General features: G+C 60.0%; 14 protein-coding genes and 2 pseudogenes. 12 read left to right on the top strand and 4 right to left on the bottom strand.

Going from position 1 to position 18,414, the window contains the following annotated elements; genetic code table 11:
- The first annotated feature begins 60 nt into the window (after positions 1-60).
- The 6 genes from ACTG19_RS06405 (at position 61) to ACTG19_RS06430 (ending at position 4,123) form a co-directional block, all read left to right on the top strand.
- On the top strand, positions 61-735 hold the full coding sequence (locus tag ACTG19_RS06405) for a response regulator transcription factor (RefSeq protein ID WP_040066247.1): 675 nt from the start codon (positions 61-63) through the stop codon (positions 733-735).
- The gene (locus ACTG19_RS06410) at positions 735-2,120 is read left to right on the top strand and encodes an ATP-binding protein (RefSeq protein ID WP_005338217.1); all 1,386 of its coding nucleotides are present in this window, start codon (positions 735-737) and stop codon (positions 2,118-2,120) included. Before ACTG19_RS06405 ends, ACTG19_RS06410 begins: the two co-directional genes overlap by 1 nt.
- Positions 2,121-2,436: 316 nt before the next feature.
- Positions 2,437-2,874 carry a hypothetical protein gene (locus ACTG19_RS06415; RefSeq protein ID WP_218972497.1) on the top strand — a complete coding sequence of 146 codons (438 nt, stop codon included), beginning with the start codon at positions 2,437-2,439 and terminating at the stop codon, positions 2,872-2,874.
- 39 nt (positions 2,875-2,913) lie between these two features.
- A complete protein-coding gene (locus ACTG19_RS06420) occupies positions 2,914-3,195 on the top strand; it encodes a putative quinol monooxygenase (protein ID WP_267517212.1) in 282 nt (93 codons plus the stop codon).
- Positions 3,196-3,333: 138 nt separating this feature from the next.
- Positions 3,334-3,762 (top strand): N-acetyltransferase, encoded by a 429-nt coding sequence (locus ACTG19_RS06425; protein WP_439988895.1) that lies wholly within the window; start codon positions 3,334-3,336, stop codon positions 3,760-3,762.
- A gap of 112 nt (positions 3,763-3,874) precedes the next feature.
- Positions 3,875-4,123 (top strand): DUF3297 family protein, encoded by a 249-nt coding sequence (locus tag ACTG19_RS06430; RefSeq protein ID WP_005338226.1) that lies wholly within the window; start codon positions 3,875-3,877, stop codon positions 4,121-4,123.
- Between the two features lie 126 nt (positions 4,124-4,249).
- Here ACTG19_RS06430 and ACTG19_RS06435 read toward each other — a convergent pair whose 3' ends face one another.
- Positions 4,250-5,527 carry an NAD(P)/FAD-dependent oxidoreductase gene (locus ACTG19_RS06435; RefSeq protein ID WP_439988896.1) on the bottom strand — a complete coding sequence of 426 codons (1,278 nt, stop codon included), beginning with the start codon at positions 5,525-5,527 and terminating at the stop codon, positions 4,250-4,252.
- A gap of 45 nt (positions 5,528-5,572) precedes the next feature.
- Positions 5,573-6,175, bottom strand: coding sequence for an HTH-type transcriptional regulator PuuR (gene puuR / locus ACTG19_RS06440; protein ID WP_101529797.1), 603 nt, complete (start codon positions 6,173-6,175; stop codon positions 5,573-5,575).
- Positions 6,176-6,591: 416 nt separating this feature from the next.
- On the opposite strand from puuR, the gene ACTG19_RS06445 reads away from it, so the two are divergent.
- The 6 genes and pseudogenes from ACTG19_RS06445 (at position 6,592) to ACTG19_RS06470 (ending at position 15,434) form a co-directional block, all read left to right on the top strand.
- Positions 6,592-8,055, top strand: a complete 1,464-nt coding sequence (locus ACTG19_RS06445) for an NAD-dependent succinate-semialdehyde dehydrogenase (protein ID WP_113738865.1) — start codon at positions 6,592-6,594, stop codon at positions 8,053-8,055.
- A 124-nt stretch (positions 8,056-8,179) separates the two neighbouring features.
- Positions 8,180-9,467, top strand: a pseudogene (gene gabT / locus ACTG19_RS06450) (4-aminobutyrate--2-oxoglutarate transaminase).
- 366 nt (positions 9,468-9,833) lie between these two features.
- Entirely contained in the window at positions 9,834-11,183 is a 1,350-nt protein-coding gene (locus ACTG19_RS06455) for an APC family permease (protein ID WP_005359067.1), read from the top strand.
- Positions 11,184-11,986: 803 nt separating this feature from the next.
- On the top strand, positions 11,987-13,333 hold the full coding sequence (locus ACTG19_RS06460; protein ID WP_058054339.1) for an APC family permease: 1,347 nt from the start codon (positions 11,987-11,989) through the stop codon (positions 13,331-13,333).
- Positions 13,334-13,640: 307 nt separating this feature from the next.
- Positions 13,641-14,789, top strand: a complete 1,149-nt coding sequence (locus ACTG19_RS06465; protein WP_139732559.1) for a Na/Pi cotransporter family protein — start codon at positions 13,641-13,643, stop codon at positions 14,787-14,789.
- Positions 14,790-14,963: 174 nt separating this feature from the next.
- Positions 14,964-15,434, top strand: a complete 471-nt coding sequence (locus ACTG19_RS06470) for an FKBP-type peptidyl-prolyl cis-trans isomerase (RefSeq protein ID WP_005338245.1) — start codon at positions 14,964-14,966, stop codon at positions 15,432-15,434.
- Between the two features lie 65 nt (positions 15,435-15,499).
- On the opposite strand, the gene ggt is transcribed toward ACTG19_RS06470, so the two are convergent.
- Together ggt and rdgC are read right to left on the bottom strand one after the other, a co-directional pair.
- Positions 15,500-17,281: a gamma-glutamyltransferase gene (gene ggt, locus ACTG19_RS06475; protein ID WP_439988897.1), complete on the bottom strand. Its 1,782-nt coding sequence runs from the start codon at positions 17,279-17,281 to the stop codon at positions 15,500-15,502.
- A gap of 191 nt (positions 17,282-17,472) precedes the next feature.
- Positions 17,473-18,383 (bottom strand): annotated as a pseudogene (rdgC, locus tag ACTG19_RS06480) (recombination-associated protein RdgC).
- Between the last annotated feature and the right edge of the window lie 31 nt (positions 18,384-18,414).

The raw sequence follows: 18,414 nt of genomic DNA on the forward strand, positions 1-18,414 counted from the left end.
TGACTCGAAGCGACATACACTTTCTAATTGACAGCCTGGATCCCTATGACCGCTCACATCATGAAAATTCTGTTGGTCGAAGACGACAAGCTGCTCAATCACCACCTCTCCTCTCTGCTGACCGAAGCCGACAATCAGGTCTACAGCACCGACCAGGCCGGGATTGCACTGCACTACGCCGCCGACTATCCCATTGATGTGGCCATCATCGACCTCGGTCTGCCCGATATGGACGGCCTGCAACTGATCCGGCAACTGCGTGAACGGCAGATCCCCTTCCCCATCATTGTGCTGACCGCCCGTGGCAACTGGCAGGACAAGGTCGAAGGACTGGAAGCAGGTGCTGATGACTATCTGGTCAAACCGTTCCAGAAAGATGAGCTGCTGGCCCGACTCAATGCACTGGTGCGCCGCAGCGCCGGTTTTATCTCGCCCAAGGTGAAGGCCGGTGATTACGAGCTGGATCTCTCCCGCAAGGAGCTGACCATCGCCGGTGAAGTGGCGGTGCTCACCAGCTTTGAATACCTCATTCTGGAGTACCTGATGCGCAACGCCCGTCAGGTGGTCTCCAAGCAGCAACTGCTCGACCAGCTCTACGGCGACGGCGAAGGGGATCCCAACACCATCGAGGTAATGGTGAGCCGCCTGCGCAAGAAGCTGGATCCGGAGGGGACGATTCAACCCATCTCCACCATCCGGCGTCAGGGTTACATCTTCAACCTCTCCTGTAACTGATGCAGTTTCATCTGCCGCGCCCCATCAAGATGATCCGCAGCTCACTGCACATCAAACTGCTGCTCAGCTCGCTGCTGGTCATCGCGCTGATCATGGGGTTTGCCGTCTACGCCCTCTACCTCGGCCATGTCGAGGAGCAGACCCAGAAGGCCAGCGCCCGGATGCAGGAGAACCTGGCCAAGCTGTTTTCCTCCACCGAGCCGGATGACAAGGGATCGAACGTCGAGCTGGGGCGGATATCCCGTGGTGCGGGGGATCGCAACCTCGATACCCTGATCTGCCGCGCCGATGGCGATCTGGTCTGGTCGAGCCTCCATATGCCGGAGGTGATCAAGGCCAAACAGACCATCTGCGGCGATCTGATGAAGTATCTGGGGGGGATGGATCTCGACTACTTCTTCAAGAAGCACACCATCAAGAACGGCGAGAGCTACTTCGTCTACAGCCTGCGGTTTATCCGCAATCCCGGCAGCGGCACCACCGCCTACTACGTGGTGATGATCGACTCGGCCAAACGCTACCACGAAGAGTCCCGCACCTACCTCTACCAGACCGCCAAACAGGCACTGCTCGCCTATATGCTGCTGGCCGGGCTGCTGCTGCTCACCACCTTCTGGAGCCTCAGCTCCCTGCGCACCATCGCCCGTCAGATCGACGATATCCGGGCCGGCAAGCGCGATGACCTTTCAAGCGATTTTGAGCGGGAGCTGGCCCCGCTGACCGACTCCATCAACCAGCTGCTGGAAAACGAACGCCAGCAGACCCAGCGCTACCAGCACGCCCTCAACGATCTCGCTCACAGCTTGAAAACCCGGCTGGCGCTGATCCAGATCACCACCCGCGAAGTGAAGCTGGGGCGGGAGATCCACGACAACATCAACGAGCAGATCCTCACCATGGATCAGATGATCCAGTATCAGCTCAGACGGGCCGTGACCGGCCGCCAGCGCCTTGCCAGCAAGGGCACCGAGCCGGTGCCGCTGATTGAAAAACTGCTGGCCAGCCTGACCAAGGTCTATCGCCACAAAAAACTGCAAACCCACTTCAAGTTCGATGATGACGCCCTCTTCCACGGCGAACAGGGCGACCTGATGGAGCTGATGGGCAACCTGCTCGACAACGCCTGCAAGTTTGCCATCAGCGAAGTGAAGGTGACGGTGCGCCGTCATCTCGAGCGGCTGCGCATCGAAGTGGAAGATGATGGCCCGGGAATCGATCCGGCCAAATCGGAGCAGATCTTCCAGCGCGGCGTGCGGGCAGACAGCTCGCCCGGTCAGGGCATAGGTCTGGCGGTGGTGACCGAAATCGTCCACAGCTACGGCGGCCAGATCCGGGTCGATGAATCCCCCCTCGGCGGCGCCCGCTTTACCCTGGATCTGCCCTAATCGGCATTACCCTGCCCAGCCTCACCAGTGATGGCCCTACCACAAGGCCTCCGACCTCGGGTGCCTTGTCGTTTCTACCACCCAAGTTGTTTTAATTTATTGATCCGGCACTGATTATCGCCCCTCTGCCCTTCCACCACCGGCTTCAATCGGTATCATGGAAGCGCGGCACAAAGCCTCTTACGGATCTACGCCATGAGCATTCGCTGTCAGAAGGGAGTTATCCGCAGAACATGGGTTAAAAGCAGCAAGCCAGGGGCGGCGGCATTTTTTACAAAATATATTCATAACAGTATTTTTATTAATGGAGGTGGTTTTGGGAGATTATATTTTCATCGTCCCACTTATCGGTTTATGTGGAGTAATAATCGGTGCAATAATTCAAGCAGCTCTTGGCAGAAGAAATCAAAGATCAATGCATCTTTCTGAACTACAGAACAAATCTTATGCAGATTTTTTGAATTCAATTTCAAGAATCGCTGTTGCACAGAGAAAAAATGACTCAAAAGAAATCAGAGATGCACTATCTCAACTAGCAGATGCAAAATCTCGCATTTGTATTTATGGTGAGCCAACCGTAATTCATAATCTTGCTAAATTCTTACGCTTAGGTGGCACCCTGCAAACAGAACAAGAAATTTTAGCATTCACCAATCTGTGCTTAGAAATTAGACGTTCAAATGGGATATTAGATAAATCCATTTCGCCTCAAGACATATCACAGCTACTGTTTAACGTTGATATTAAAGATTGACAGCGATAAATCAATAACATGCGAAATCAGGAATAATTAATGAGCCACGCAATATTAAAAGGATTTATTATCGTTCCCCCCAACGATTTGGCTGCGGTCAAGGATGAGCTTGATAACCATATCCAGCTCACTCGTGCTGAAACAGGCTGCCTAATCTTTAAGGTGACTCAAGATCCTCTCAATCCCTGCCGATTCGATGTCTATGAAGAGTTTGTTGATGAGGCGGCTTTTCAAGCGCATCAGGCCAGAGTCAAATCCTCCCGCTGGGGGGAAATAACCGTCAATGTCGAGCGACACTATACGGTAACAGGGATTGTATAAATCACAGCCTTGCCATTTTGGCCAAGGTGGCGAACTGGGAGTGGCGCAGAACTCTCCCCCCTCTCGCTACCGCGAATGCCCGATTACGCTGCGCTTATCGAGCCTGCGTTACTTCCACCCTTTGTTATTAAGGCCACTATGATCCGCCCATTATTAACAACCGATCTGGATGCCGCCGTCGAGCTCTGGTATCAGGCATCGGTGCAAGCCCACGACTTTATTCCCACCGCCTTTTGGCATGAGCAACGGGCAGCGATGCGGGACATCTATCTGCCCGCCAGCAAGAGCTGGGTCTATGAGGAGGATGGACAGCTACTGGGCTTTATCTCCTGGTATCAGGGCTCTGTTGCCGCCCTGTTTATCTCCCCTGCTCACCAATCACACGGGCTGGGTCACCAACTGCTCGATCACCTCAAGGCACACTATGACCGGCTCGAGTTGACGGTCTACGCCGAGAATAAGCAGGCGCGGCGCTTCTATTCCCGCAACGGTTTCAAAGAGGGCGAGCAGCAGTTGTGCGAGCATAGCGGCCCCCCCGAGCTGGTGATGCATTGGCAACGAGGATAAGCGGGTCGCCCATAGCGATGGCGAGCACGCTTTGCCTGTTTTGTGGCCGCCTTGAATGCCATGGCGGCATTCTCTACAATGACCCACTTTTTATTCATTTCGGGTTATATCGATGAGCGATACCAGCACCAAACCGGCTCTGCCGGATCACCTATCCTGCAATCCCCGCAGCCCTCACTATGTGGCCGCCTGCTTCGAGCACCCGATCGGTATTCGCCTGAACGGTAAAGAGCGCACCGATGTCGAGGAGTACTGCATCAGCGAAGGTTGGGTAAAGATCCCCTCCCCCAAAGCGCTGGATCGCCGTGGTCAGCCCATCCTGATCAAGCTCAAGGGCACCGTTGAAGCCTTCTACAGCTAATCAGCGCGCTGCTGCTTGATAACAATAAGGCCACCCTCGCGGTGGCCTTGTTGTTTCCGGCATTGCTGCTGGCGTCAGCGTTATCTAAGCGGCACCCACCAGCCCACATTTCTCGCAGAGCGGCTCTTATACCCCCAGCCGGTCGCGCAGGGTGTACCAGGCGGCGCCCGCGGCGGTGAAGGGGATACGGAACAGGCGGCCACCCGGGAAGGGGTAGTGCGGCAGTTTGGCAAAGGCATCGAAGCGCTCCGCCTGACCGTTCAGCACCTCGGAGAGCAGCTTGCCTGCCAGATGGGTACAGGTGACGCCGTGGCCGCTGTAGCCCTGCATGTAGTAGATGTTGGGCCCGATGCGACCAAACTGCGGCAGCCGCGACAGGGTGAGCAGGAAGTTGCCAGTCCAGGTGTACTCCACCTTGACGTCGGCCAGCTGCGGGAAGGTTTTGAGCATCTTGGGGATGATCAGCCGCTCGATATCCGCCGGATCCCGCGCCCCATAGACCACTCCGCCGCCATAGAGCAGCCGGTGATCGCCGGAGGTGCGGTAGTAGTCGAGCAGGTAGTTGCAATCCTCCAGACAGTAGTTCTGTGGCAGCAGTGAACGGGCCCGCTCCTCTCCCAGCACTTCGGTGGCGATCACCTGGGTGCCGCAAGGCATGCTCTTGCTGGCCAGTTCCGGCACCAGATTGCCGAGGTAAGCGTTGCCCGCCACCACCACAAAGCGTGCCTTCACCGCCCCCTTGGCGGTCTTGACCAAGGCTGGCTGCCCCGGGGTGATACTGGTGACGGCGGATTGTTCGAAGATCTGCCCGCCCTGGATGCGGATGGCTTCCGCCTCCCCCAACGCCAGATTGAGGGGGTGAATATGGCCGCCACTCTTGTCGAGCAGGGCGCCGACGTAGCGATCGCTCGCGACCACCTCGCGCACCCCCTTGGCATCGAGCAGCTCCAGCTGGTCGTTGCCCCACTTCTGCCAGCGGGCGTATTGGGATTTGAGCTCGTGCAGCTGCTTCTCGGTCTCGGCGGCAAAGACACCGCCCTCCTGCAGATCGCACTGGATGTTGTAGCGCTTGATCCGCTCGCGGATGATCTGTCCCCCCTCAAACAACATGGAACCGAGCAGCCTGGCCTGATCCGGCGGGCAGTTCGCTTCTATGGTGTCGATGTCGCGGCTGTAGGAGTTGACGATCTGGCCGCCGTTGCGGCCGCTGGCGCCAAAGCCGACTCGTGCGGCCTCCAGCACCACCACCTTGTAGCCCTTCTCTACCAGATGCAGGGCGCTGGAGAGGCCGGTATAGCCCGCACCGATGACGCAGACATCGCACTCCAGCTGCTCGGTCAATGTCGGATAGGGCGCGTGTTTATTGGCGCTGGCTGCGTAGTAACTGTTTACATGTTCGGTCATGATCCCTGTTTCCTTACCGGTTCGGTTGCCAAACTACTGTCAGGATTAAAAGCTCGCCGGGGTGTGGGCGCTGACGATGCGACAGGTCTCCCCCGACGGATTGCTGAAGCTGTGGGGCTCGCCGGTGTCGATCACATAGCTGTCGCCCGCCTCCAGCTGATAACTCTGGCCCGCCACCGTCAGGATCACCGACCCCTCCAGCACGGTGCCGACCTCCTCCCCCTGATGGGTCACCTGACCGCCGGTGTCGGTGCCGGGGGGATAGGTCTCCAGCATAAAGCCGAGCTGGCGGCGGTTGTTGCCGTTGTGCACCAGCTTGAGGGAGACCCCCTGACTGCCCAGCTCGATCAGCTGATCCGCCTTGATCACCACCTCCGGAGTGCGGCTCTCCTCCTCGGCGAAGAAGCGCGACAGCGGCAGGCCGTAGATGGTGAGCAGCTTTTGCAGGGAGGCGACCGAGGGGCTCACCTTGTCCTGCTCGATCATGCAGATGGCGCCATGAGTCAGGCCACTCAACTCGGCCGCCCGCCGCTGGGAGAGCCCCAGCTGATGGCGTACCGCCGCCAGCCGTTCCCCCATGGTGCGCGCCCCGGCGTCAGCCCCACTCAACGGCCGAGCCACGCTCTCCCGGCTCTGCGGCCCGCTCACCGCAAGCCTCCTCTTGCTGCGCTATCTCTGCATCCTTGCATCATCAGCCTCTCCTGCTTGCGCGTGATCGCATCGGATCAGGCGCTGCCTGTTTACCCTGCTGGTTAAAATAGCCGACCAGCTTTCCCTTGCCGTTCACTATGTTACACAGCGAAACCGTTCATTATTTTGCACACCTGATTTACCATCCCCCAGTCGTCTGCCCACTTGCAGCCTGCAAGCGAACTGGAGAAAGCGCGCTACACAGCCCATTTTCTAGCATGGCGCCCCCCAGCAATTCAAATATATTTAACACTTGAAAAACATTTCAGCTCAAATTATGGTCTTCCTGTGCTTATTATTTTATACGGCAGCGGCGCAGGAAGGGTCGGCTCACTCCGGCAACCAGCTGCTCTGACCCACACTCGAGGCTTCTCATGTCAGGAACAACATCCCACTCCAGCTTGATCACATCCCGCGCCTATATAGATGGACAGTGGTGCGAGGCCGCCAGCGGCCGCACCTTCGAGGTCACCAACCCCGCCAGCGGTGCCGTCATTACCCAGGTGCCCGACATGGATGCCGAGGATACCCGCCGCGCCATCGCGGCCGCCCACGCGGCGCAACCCGCCTGGGCAGCGCTGACCGCCAAGGAGCGCAGCAACAAGCTCTACGCCTGGTTTGCCGCCATCACAGCCCACAGCGACGAACTGGCCCGCATCATGACCTGCGAGCAGGGCAAGCCACTGGCGGAAGCAAAGGGAGAGGTGGCCTATGGCGCCAGCTTTATCCAGTGGTTCGCCGAGGAGGGCAAGCGCGCCTATGGCCGCACCATCCCGGGCTTTAGCGGCGATCGCCGGTTGGCAACCATCAAGCAGCCGGTCGGGGTCGTCGCCGCCATCACCCCGTGGAATTTCCCGATTGCCATGATCACCCGCAAGGCGGGCCCGGCGCTGGCAGCCGGTTGCACCATCGTCATAAAACCTGCCGCCGAGACCCCGCTCTGCGCGCTGGCACTGGCGCTGCTTGCCGAGCAGGCGGGCATCCCCGCCGGTGTCATCAATATCGTCACCAGTCATCAGGCTAGCGCGGTAGGCAACGAGCTGTGCAGCAATCCGGTGGTGCGCAAGCTCTCCTTCACCGGCTCCACCCGCATCGGCAAGCTGCTGATGCGCCAGTGCGCCGACACCATGAAAAAGCTGTCGCTGGAGCTCGGTGGCAACGCTCCCTTTATCGTCTTTGACGACGCCGACCTCGATGCCGCGGTGGCCGGGGCGCTCGCCTCCAAATACCGCAACGCCGGGCAGACCTGCGTCTGCGCCAACCGCATTCTGGTGCAGGCCAGCGTCTACGACGCCTTTGCCGAGAAGCTGACTGCCGCCGTCAAGGCCTTCAAGGTGGGGGATGGCATGGCGGAGGGCACCCAAATTGGCCCGCTGATCAACCCGGCTGCCGCCAGCAAGGTGGCCGAGCTGGTGCAACAATCGGTCGCCGCCGGTGCCGAGCTGCTGCTGGGGGGCGAAGCCCATCCCGCCGGCCCCCTCTTCTACCGCCCCACCATTCTGGGCAAGGTGGATAAAACCAACCCCATCCTGCAGGAGGAGATCTTCGGCCCGGTCGCCCCGCTGGTGCGCTTCGAGACGGAAGCCGAGGCCATCGCCATTGCCAACGACACCCCTTATGGCCTGGCAGCCTACTTCTATGGCCGCGATATCGCCCGGGTCTGGCGCGTCGCCGAACAGTTGGAATACGGCATGGTCGGCATCAACGAGGGGATCATCTCAACCGAGCTGGCCCCCTTTGGCGGCATCAAGGAGTCGGGTCTGGGCCGCGAAGGCGCCGCCGAGGGGCTGGAGGAGTATCTGGAGACCAAATACCTCTGCTTTGGCGCCATTCGCTAGGGCTGCAACAGAGAGACAAGGCGCCGCCGAGCTGGCCCGATGGGCTGATCGGCGGTGATGGGCGCCAAAACGCCTGCCACATTTTCAGGGAATATCGGGGGCTGCGGCCCCTCAGGGAGGAAAGATGAGTCAGTCAGAATCAAACAAGGCGTGGCAAGCGCGCCGCGAAGCGGCCGTGGTCAATGGCGTCGGTACCCTGCTGCCGGTCTTTATCGACCGTGCGCAAAATGCCGAGCTGTGGGATGTGGAGGGCAACCGCTACATCGACTTTGCCTCCGGCATCGCCGTGCTCAATACCGGCCACAACCACCCGAAAGTGGTGGCGGCAGTGCGTGAACAGCTGGAAAAATTCAGCCACACCTGCTTTCAGGTCACCCCCTACCCGGGCTATATCGAGCTTGCCGAGAAGCTCAACGCCCTGGTGCCCGGCCCGACGCCGAAGCGCACCCTGTTTCTCTCCACCGGCGCCGAGGCGGTCGAGAACGCCATCAAGATTGCCCGTGCCCACACCGGTCGCAGCGGCACCATCGCCTTCAGGGGGCTTTCACGGCCGCACCATGATGGGGATGGCGCTCACCGGCAAGGTGGTGCCCTACAAGACCGGCTTTGGCCCCTTCCCTGGGGAGGTCTACCACATCCCCTTCCCCGCCGATTATCTCGGGGTGAGTGAAGAGGATGCCCTGCACGCCCTCGAGCTCTGCTTCAGCGCCGATATCGAGCCGAATCGCGTCGCCGCCATCATCATCGAGCCGGTACAGGGCGAAGGGGGCTTCTATCCCGCCTCCCCGAGCTTTATGCAGAAGCTGCGCAGCGTCTGCGACCAGCACGGCATTCTGCTGATCTGCGACGAGATCCAGAGCGGTTTCTGCCGCACCGGCAAGACCTTCGCCACCGAGTATGCCGGCATCGAGCCGGACATCATGACCCTAGCCAAGAGTCTGGCGGGTGGCTTCCCCCTATCAGCCGTGGTGGGCAAGGCGGAGATCATGAACTCAGCCAAACCGGGGGGCCTGGGTGGCACCTATGCCGGTTCCCCCATCGCCTGCGCCGCCGCGCTGGCGGTCTTGCAGGTGATCGACGAGGAGAAACTCAACCAGAAAGCGCTGGATCAGGGGGAGCAGATCAAGGCGGGGCTGGAACGCATAGCTGAGCGTTTTGACTGCATAGGTCAAATTCGCGGCCCCGGTGCCATGGTGGCCATGGAGCTGGTGAAACGCCGTGATGCCAGTCAGCCCGATCCCGACCTTACCAAGCGACTGGTGGCCGAGGCGGGCAAACGAGGTCTGGTCCTGCTCTCATGCGGGGTGCGCGCAAATGTCATCCGTTTTCTCGCCCCCCTGACAGCCCCTGCGGCAGTGATTGACGAGGGGCTGCAACTCCTTGAAAAATCACTGGAGGCCGTGCTGGCCTGACCAGCAGGAAAGTGACCACTTACCTGTGCAAATAAATGCAATTTTGCCCCCTTTTTTTCTTGTCAAGGGGGCCCTGCAAATGCACAATGCGCCGCCACTGAAAGAACCGATGTAAAACAATGGCATCGGTTCTTTTTTAGACAGTGAACAAACCCATAAACGAGGCCGGATCACCCCCGGAAAAGATAGCGAGATTGGCAGCAGTCTCCCGACACCAAGTCTAGTGAGGAACAACATGGGGCATCTCAATGCTTTCCAACCGGCTATGGCCGGTGTGCGCCGCCCTGGCGCCCTTGATTCCCGGGCCTCTCTCCCGGTTTCGTTGATGGACCGTGCCACTCTGGCACTGCATGAGGAACATGCATAATGGCGGCCCAGCAGGTTGGTCTGAAAAAGACCCTCAAACTGTGGCAGGTCGTGGTTATGGGACTGGCGTACCTCACCCCCATGGCGGTGTTCGACACCTTCGGCATCGTTACCGAAATCACCGAAGGCCATGTGCCGACCGCCTACCTGTTTGCCCTCATCGGCATGCTGTTCACTGCCCTGAGCTACGGCCATCTGGTGCGCAAGTTCCCGTCAGCCGGCTCTGCCTATACCTATGCCCAGAAGGTGTTTCACCCCTATGTCGGCTTTATGGTGGGCTGGACCTCCCTGCTCGACTACATGTTCATGCCGATGATCAACATGCTGCTGGCCAAGATCTATCTGGAAGCCCTCTTCCCGAACGTAGAGCCCTGGACCTATATCTTCGGTCTGGCGGCGGTGATGACCGCCCTCAACCTGCGCGGCATCAAGCTGGTGGCCAACTTCAACAGCCTGATCGTGGTGATGCAGTTCAGCATCATCGCCATCTTCATCGGCCTGATCGCTTGGGGCGTTCACAACGGTGAAGGGCTGGGGACCGTGGCCAGCAGCCGTCCATTCTTCTCCGAGCAGATCCAGGTGTCACCGCTGCTGATGGGGGCCTCCATCCTCTGTCTGTCGTTCCTCGGTTTTGACGCCATCAGTACCCTGTCGGAAGAGACCCCGGACGCGGATCGGGTGATCCCCCGCGCCATCGTGTTGACGGCGCTGATCGGCGGTGTGCTGTTCGTAACCACCTCCTACTTCCTGCAGCTCTACTTCCCGGACATCTCCCGCTTCCAGCATCCGGATGCGGTACTGCCGGAGATCGCCCTCTATGTCGGCGGCAAGCTGTTCCAGGCGGTGGTGCTGGTCTGCACTACTGTGGCGGTGCTGGCCTCGGGGCTCGCCTCCCACGCCGGTGTATCGCGCCTGCTCTACGTGATGGGTCGTGATCGCGCCCTGCCCGCCCGCTTCTTCGGTTACATCCATCCGAAGTGGCAGACCCCGGCGTTCAACGTGCTGCTGGTCGGCCTGCTGGCCCTCTCCGCGGTGTCGCTGGATCTGGAGATGGCGCTGGCGCTGATCAACTTTGGCGCCCTGGTGGCCTTCACCTTCGTCAATCTGGCGGTGATTGCCCACTTCTATGTGAAGCTGGGCCGCAACAAGTGTCTCAAGGATCACCTGATGTACCTGCTGCTGCCGCTCTGTGGCGCCGCCTGCATCGGGGTACTGTGGCTCAATCTCGAGCCCTCCTCCTTCGAGCTGGGGCTGATCTGGGCAGCGCTGGGGGCCATCTACCTGTTCCTGCGCCTGACCGTGTTCCGCATCCCGCTGCATACCGCCGACAAGGTGGAGATCGCCCAGTAACCGCTGGCGCCCCTCCCCCCGATAGCGAACAAGGAGCCTGCGGGCTCCTTGTTGTTTTTGCGGTGTTCTGGTTGCCAGCTGCACGGGTTGCCAGAAATGCGGTTTCTGCAGGAAGTGTGACTGATTTCAAATAACTACCCAGCCGGGCTGCTCCCCGTGCCATGGCCCGAGCCGCGTTGCCTTCTATCCTCAGTCATTAATGTGAATGGATATGCAATAGATCTTTTTCCACTTCACCCCCTCCCATCCCCCGCCAGTCGGTAAGCTCGCAGGACTCGAGCCCGGGGGAACACCGCCAAATATGATCAGGATCAATGTTGAGGCGCTATGCACCCTGCAGCCCCGATTTGCCGATTTTTCATACGCCATGACAGGGTTCTCTTCTCCCCCGAAAAAGGGGGAGCGGCTCGGGGACAGCTGCAGGGGGCGAGTGACCACTTACCTGCCACCCGGTTATGCAAAAAAATGCGGTTTTTCGGCCATTATTGCTTGTCAAGGGGGCTGACCGAATGCACAATACGCCGCCAATAAAGGACCGATGTTCACTGCGACATCGGTTTTTCTATTTTGAAGTGCAGTACAAACCCACCACAAGAGGCCGGAACGTTTCCGGAAGTGATATTCGAGATTGCCAAACAATCTCCCGACGTTGAGAGGATAACAATGGGGCGTTTTAATGCTTTCCTGCCGGTACAGCCCGGTATGCGCCTCCCCGGCGCCCTTGATGTACAGGCTTGCGAATCCATCGTATCCCTGTGCTCGTTGCAAGCACGTGCTGCGGCACTGATTGAGGAGAAAGCGTAATGGCATCGCAAAACGCCAAGCTGCTCAAGACCCTTACCCTGACACAAGTGATTGTGATGGGTCTGGCCTATCTGACCCCCATGGCTGTCTTCGACACCTTCGCCATCGTCGGTGACATCACCGAAGGTCGGGTCGCCACCGCATATCTGCTGGCTCTGGGTGGCATCCTGCTCACCGCCTTCAGCTACGGTCATCTGGTACGCAAGTTCCCCTCTGCGGGCTCCGCCTATACCTATGCCCAGAAGGTGTTCAACCCCTACGTCGGTTTCATGGTCGGCTGGTCATCCCTGCTCGACTACATGTTCATGCCGATGATCAACATCCTCTTGGCCAAGATCTACCTGACCGCCATGTTCCCGGGCGTCGAGCCCTGGGTGTTCATCTTCGGTCTGGTGACCGTGATGACCTTCCTGAACCTGCGCGGCATCAATCTGGTGGCCAACTTCAACGGTCTGATCGTGGTGATCCAGCTCGCCATCATCACCCTCTTTATCGGCCTGATGGCGTGGGGCATCTACCACGGTGAAGGCGCGGGCACCCTGATGAGCAGCCGTCCGTTCCACTTCGACTCTGCCCAGATGGTGCCGCTCTTTACCGGTGCGACCATCCTCTGCTTCTCGTTCCTGGGCTTTGACGGTCTGAGCTCTCTCTCCGAAGAGACCCCGAACGCCGGCAAGGTGATCCCCAAGGCGATCGTGCTGACGGCCCTCATCGGTGGCGTCATCTTCGTGGTGGTCTCCTATTGCCTGCAGCTCTACTTTCCGAGCCTCTCCCGCTTCCAGCATCCGGATGCGGTACTGCCGGAGATCGCGCTCTACGTTGGCGGCACCTTCTTCCAGTCCGTGGTACTGGTCTGCACCACGGTTGCGGTGCTGGCCTCCGGCATGGCGGCTCACGCCGGTGTCTCGCGCATCCTCTACGTGATGGGGCGTGACCGGATGATCCCGGAGCGGGTGTTTGGCTACATCCACCCGAAATACCGCACCCCGGCCATCAACGTGCTGATGGTGGGCGGTCTGGCCCTCTCCGCCGTGTCGTTTGATCTGGATACCGCGCTGGCGCTGGTCAACTTCGGGGCGCTGGTGGCATTCAGCTTCGTCAACCTGTCGGTGATCGGTCAGTTCTGGGTGCGCGAGAAGCGCAACAAGACCCTCAAGGATCACGTCATCTACCTGTTGATGCCGCTGCTCGGCGCCGCCACCATCGGTGCCCTGTGGATCAACCTGGAGCAAAGCTCGCTGGAGCTGGGCCTGATCTGGGCTGGCCTCGGCGTGACCTATCTGTTCCTGCGTCTGGCGGTGTTCCGCATCCCGTTCCGTCAGTACGAGGAAGCGGCTGACGCCTGATCCTCTGCGGATAACGGATACACAGAAGGGGAGCCATGGCTCCCCTTCTTGCTATTTGACGGGCTGAATATGGGGTTCGACTATTGCCACTCTCCCGCACTTGCTTGGTCGGCAAGGAACAGACAGGGTGGATGGCGCCACCAGCCATATTTCTCGCCATCCCCATCATCTATTGACGAGCAAACCACCAAAGCAAGTCATAAAACCATCATAAAAGTGTCACCTTGTCATATTTCTGTCATTAACCACTGATTAAATGCGCGGGTCATCAACAACCCAAGACGGAACGACCGTCTCAAGAGGCTTTATGCAACACCATCACTCCTTGTCACAGCCGCCCGCGACCCGCGCCCTGTTCAACTGGATGAGTGTCATCGTACTGGTCTACCTGATCCTGGTTGCCGTGGGCGCCATCTCCCACGGCTTCAAAGATTTCTCCGGCGGGGCCGAGGGCGCAGCCCAGATCTTCGCCTTTGCCAACAACCCCTTTGTCGCCCTGCTGCTGGGTATTCTCGCTACCGCGCTGGTGCAATCCTCCAGCACCGTCACCTCGGTGATCGTCGGTCTGGTGGCTGGCGGCCTGCCCATCGGCATGGCCATCCCCATGGTGATGGGTGCCAACCTCGGCACCACCATCACCAACACCATCGTCTCCATGGGCCATGTGCGGGATCGCGCCGAGTTCCGCCGCGCCTTCGCCGCCGCCACCGTGCACGACTTTTTCAACCTGCTGGCGGTGTTCATCTTCCTGCCGCTAGAGCTGATGTTCGGCCTGCTGCAACACAGCGCCGAGTGGCTGGCCAACCTGCTGGTAGGCTCCGCCAATATGTCGATGAAGGGCATGGACTTCATGAAGCCGCTGACCGCACCGGCCCAGCAGCTGATTGACAGCGCCGTTGCCTTCCTGCCGGGCAAGGGTGCCGCCATCGCGACCATCATCATCGGTATCCTGCTGATCCTCGCCTGCGTCACTTATCTCGGCAAAGTGCTGCAACAGGTATTGGTTGGTCGTGCCAAAGAAGTGCTGCACAAGGCGCTGGGCCGTGGCCCGCTGACCGGCATCACCTCCGGTGCGCTGGTGACCATCATGGTGCAGTCCTCCTCCACCACTACCAGCCTGATGATCCCGCTGGCCGGCGGCGGCGTGTTCAGCACCCGTCAGCTCTACCCCTTCACCCTGGGGGCCAATATCGGCACCACCATTACCGCCCTGCTGGCTGCCACCGCCATCAGTGGAGCCGGTGCCCAGCTGGCCCTGACCATCGCGCTGGTCCACGTGCTGTTCAACCTCTTTGCCGTGGTCATCATCTATGGCATCCCCTTCCTGCGTGACCTGCCGGTGCGCGCCGCCGAGGGGCTGGCCCGGGTAGGCAGCGAGAACAAGCTGCTGGCTCTGGGTTATGTAACGGGTCTCTTCTTCGCCCTGCCCGCCCTGATGATGGTGGCCGCCAAGTAAGCGCAGCTGCCATGAAAAGGGGCGAGTCACCGACTCGCCCCTTTTTGCGTCTGCGTCACCGGGCTTTGCCTGCCCGCTCACATCCTCCCGCCCTGTGGCTCGCCATCAGGGGCGGTGCGCGATAAGATGGCGCCCTCATTGCACTTTTTACATTTCATGGAACAGGAAAAACCGATGAAATTCATACTGATCGCGCTGCTCATCGCCGGTGTGGCCTACTACTTCTACTCCAGCAGCAACAACAAGAAGCTGGCGGCCGACAACGTGCGGATTGGCGCCGAGTTCCTCGCCAGCAACAAGGACAAACCGCTGGTGACCACCACCGCCTCCGGCCTGCAGTACGAAGTGCTGACCCCGGGCACCGGCACCGTTCACCCCACCGCCACCAGCAAGGTGAAGGTGCACTACGAGGGCAAACTGCTGGACGGCACCGTCTTTGACAGCTCGGTCGCCCGTGGCGAGCCCATCGAGTTTGGCCTCAATCAGGTGATCGCTGGCTGGACCGAAGGGGTACAGCTGATGGTGGAAGGTGAGAAGACCCGTTTCTACATCCCCGCCAACCTCGCCTACGGCGACCGCGCCGCTGGCAAAATCCCGCCGGGATCCGTCCTGATCTTCGACGTGGAGCTGCTGGGTATCCAGTAACTCGCTCTGCCATGCACCATCAGCAACAAGGCCAGCATCATGCTGGCCTTGTTGCTATGGGAGCCTCACTCCCCCTTGGCGATCCCTTCCCGGCGCGGATCCGCTGCGCCAAACCAGCCGCCAGCGTTGCGCTCAACCCCCTGCAGGCCGGAGGTCTGCTCGTTCAATACCACCTCGTGTCCCCTCGCCTTCAATCCCTCGACCACCGACAGGGGGGTGCGCCCCGCTTCCAGCTCGGTGGGGCCGTTGCGGCTGCCAAAGTTGGGCAGGTTGATGGCCTGTTGCAGGTTCAGGCCCCAATCCTGAGTGCCGAGCAGGGTCTTGCCCACGTAGTTGATGATGGCGGAGCCCCCCGGCGAGCCCAGCGTCATGGTCAGCTCGCCGCTTGGCTTGTCAAACACCAGCAGGGGTGACATGGAGGAGCGGGGCCGCTTGCCCGGCTCCACCCGGTTTGCCACCGGCAGACCGGCGGCATCCACCGAGGTGAAGGAAAAATCGGTGAGCTGGTTGTTGAGCAGGTAGCCGTTGACCATCTGACGCGATCCGAAACCATCCTCGATGGAGCTCGTCATGGAGATGGCCATCCCCGCCTTGTCGACGATCGAGACATGGCTGGTGGAGGGAAGTTCCGGAGTCGCATCCTTGCCGCGCGCCAGCGCCAGTGGCGGCGTGCCGGGCTTGGCAATCCCCATGGAGTGCTGACCGACAAGCTTGCCCCGCTCGGCCAGATAGCCCTTGTCCAGCAACCCCTGCACCGGCACCCTGACAAAATCGCTGTCGGCGACGTACTGGTTGCGATCGGCGAAGGCCAGACGCGCCGCTTCGCTGTAGAGGTGGATGGCCTCGCTGGAAGCAGCCAGTCCCCCCTCCTTCGTGGTGATCGGCTTGAGGGCCGCCATATCGCGGCTCTCCAGCATGCCGAAGATCTGGCCGAGCGCCAGAGTGCCGGACGAGGGAGTGGGAAAGCCGCAGATCTTGCTCTGGCGATAGTCAAAGCAGAGGCCATCCCGCACTTTGGCCTGATAGCTGGCCAGATCGGTGGCCGCCAGTACCCCGGGATTGGTGGGATGTTGGCGTACCTTGGCCACCATGGCATCCGCCAGCGGCCCCCGATAGAAGGCATCCGCCCCCTCTGTGGCCAGAGTGCGCAACACCCTGGCCAGCGCCGGATTGGTCAGCCGGGTACCCGCCGTTTTGGGGCTGCCACCCGCCTGATAGAAGTAGGCACGCGCCTCCGGATCCCGTGCTAGATAGGGATCCTTGGCCAGCAATGTGGCCAGCCGTGGACTTATCACAAATCCTTGTTCTGCCAGCGTGATGGCGGGCTCGAACAGCGCAGCCCAGGGTAGCTTGCCATAACGTTGATGGGCCAGTGCCAGAGCGCGCAGGGTGCCGGGAACGCCGACCGAGCGGCCCCCCACCACCCCGTCATAAAACGCCAGCGGCTTGCCATCTTGCATAAACAGCTGGTCGGTGGCAGCGGCCGGCGCCGTCTCGCGACCATCCACCGCACTCACCGTGCGGCCATCCCACACCAGCAGCAGGGTCCCGCCACCGATCCCGGAGGATTGCGGCTCCACCAGCGTCAATACCAGCTGCACCGCAATGGCGGCATCGACGGCACTGCCACCGGCCTTGATGATCTGGTAGCCCGCATCCACCGCCAGCGGGTTGGCGGCCGCCACCATGAAGTCATGGCCCTGCCAGCCCTGTTTGTCGGTCCAGCCACTGGCGGCTTCCGGCGCGATCAGGGTCTGGGCTGGCGGGGTGTAGTGAAAGCCGTTGTCACTGGCACAACCGGCCAGCAGAGCAAGGGCAACAGCCAGCCCCAGAGGTTTGCGCAACATGACACTCTCCTTGTCTGTTTTATGACCATGAAGAGGGACTATGTCACGATTGGCGCTGACAGCTCAAGTTATTGAACAAGATCAATATCTTACTCATCTATCAATAATGGCTATCCGCAATAGATATTAAAAAACCGCCCGAAGGCGGCTTTTACGATGGGATGGCAGAGGCCAAACAGGCGCAAGTCCGGTTAGATGGACTGCTCTTCGCCACCCAGGGCGGCAAACAGCGCCGGGATAAACTGGGCCAGCTCAGCGGTGACCAGCGCGAAGTCCGCATCCAGACGGGCGGCCGGATCTTCGCTGGTGACGTCGTCGTTCTGCTCGCGCAGCTCTTCGCTGAATTTCAGGCGCTTGATGGAGAGATCATCCCCCAGCACGAAGCTGACGGTCTCGCCCCAGTTAAGGGCCAGCTTGGTCACCAGCTTGTCGTTTGCCAGATGGTTCTTGATTTCATCCGTCATCAGATCCTGCTGCTTGCAGCGGATGATGCCGCCGTGCTCCATGGCACTGCGCAGCTCGGCTTCATCTTCCAGCGTGAAGGAGGCAGGCAGGTTGCCCTCGTTCAACCACTCGGTCATGGTGATCTCCGGCGGGTTCTTGAGAGCCACCGGCACTACCGGCAGGGAGCCGATGGATTTGCGCAGCAGCGCCAGCAGATCGTCTGCCTTCTTGGCAGAACCTGCGTCCACCACCATCAAATTGTCGGCCGGATTGATCCAGGCGAAGGTCTGGCTGGTACGACTAAAGGCACGGGGCAGCAGAGTGTGGAGGATCTCCTCTTTCAACGCCTCCTTCTCTTTCTTCTTGGGGCGCGTCCCTGTTCGAACTCGATCGCTTCTACCTTCTCGGCCAGCATCTCCTTGACCACGGTACCGGGCAGCATCTTCTCCTCTTTGCGGGCGCAGATGAGGATGTGGCCGGAGGCAGAGTGGGTCAGGGTTGAGCCGAATTTGCCAAGGGGCTTGACCCACCCGAAACGGGAGATGTCCTGACTGCCGCAAGGGGTGAAGGCACAGGCTTCCAGCTGGGTTTCCAGCTGATCTACGGTCAGGTCAAAGGGGCGGGTAAAGCGATAAATCTGCAGGTTTTTAAACCACATGGCGTCCTCGGTCTCTAGATTGTCCGGCGGG

Origin of the sequence: Aeromonas sp. 3P, from assembly GCF_051919745.1 — a bacterium.
Classification (GTDB): Bacteria; Pseudomonadota; Gammaproteobacteria; order Enterobacterales; family Aeromonadaceae; genus Aeromonas; species Aeromonas veronii.

Bases quoted from the DNA above. Each gene is read 5' to 3' on its own strand.
- ACTG19_RS06435 (WP_439988896.1), bottom strand. From the start codon at position 5,527: ATGACCGAACATGTAAACAGTTACTACGCAGCCAGCGCCAATAAACAC.
- ACTG19_RS06420 (WP_267517212.1), top strand. From the start codon at position 2,914: ATGAGCCACGCAATATTAAAAGGATTTATTATCGTTCCCCCCAACGAT.
- ggt (WP_439988897.1), bottom strand. From the start codon at position 17,281: ATGTTGCGCAAACCTCTGGGGCTGGCTGTTGCCCTTGCTCTGCTGGCC.
- ACTG19_RS06470 (WP_005338245.1), top strand. From the start codon at position 14,964: ATGAAATTCATACTGATCGCGCTGCTCATCGCCGGTGTGGCCTACTAC.
- ACTG19_RS06455 (WP_005359067.1), top strand. From the start codon at position 9,834: ATGGCGGCCCAGCAGGTTGGTCTGAAAAAGACCCTCAAACTGTGGCAG.
- ACTG19_RS06410 (WP_005338217.1), top strand. From the start codon at position 735: ATGCAGTTTCATCTGCCGCGCCCCATCAAGATGATCCGCAGCTCACTG.
- ACTG19_RS06465 (WP_139732559.1), top strand. From the start codon at position 13,641: ATGCAACACCATCACTCCTTGTCACAGCCGCCCGCGACCCGCGCCCTG.
- ACTG19_RS06425 (WP_439988895.1), top strand. From the start codon at position 3,334: ATGATCCGCCCATTATTAACAACCGATCTGGATGCCGCCGTCGAGCTC.
- ACTG19_RS06430 (WP_005338226.1), top strand. From the start codon at position 3,875: ATGAGCGATACCAGCACCAAACCGGCTCTGCCGGATCACCTATCCTGC.
- ACTG19_RS06460 (WP_058054339.1), top strand. From the start codon at position 11,987: ATGGCATCGCAAAACGCCAAGCTGCTCAAGACCCTTACCCTGACACAA.
- ACTG19_RS06405 (WP_040066247.1), top strand. From the start codon at position 61: ATGAAAATTCTGTTGGTCGAAGACGACAAGCTGCTCAATCACCACCTC.
- ACTG19_RS06445 (WP_113738865.1), top strand. From the start codon at position 6,592: ATGTCAGGAACAACATCCCACTCCAGCTTGATCACATCCCGCGCCTAT.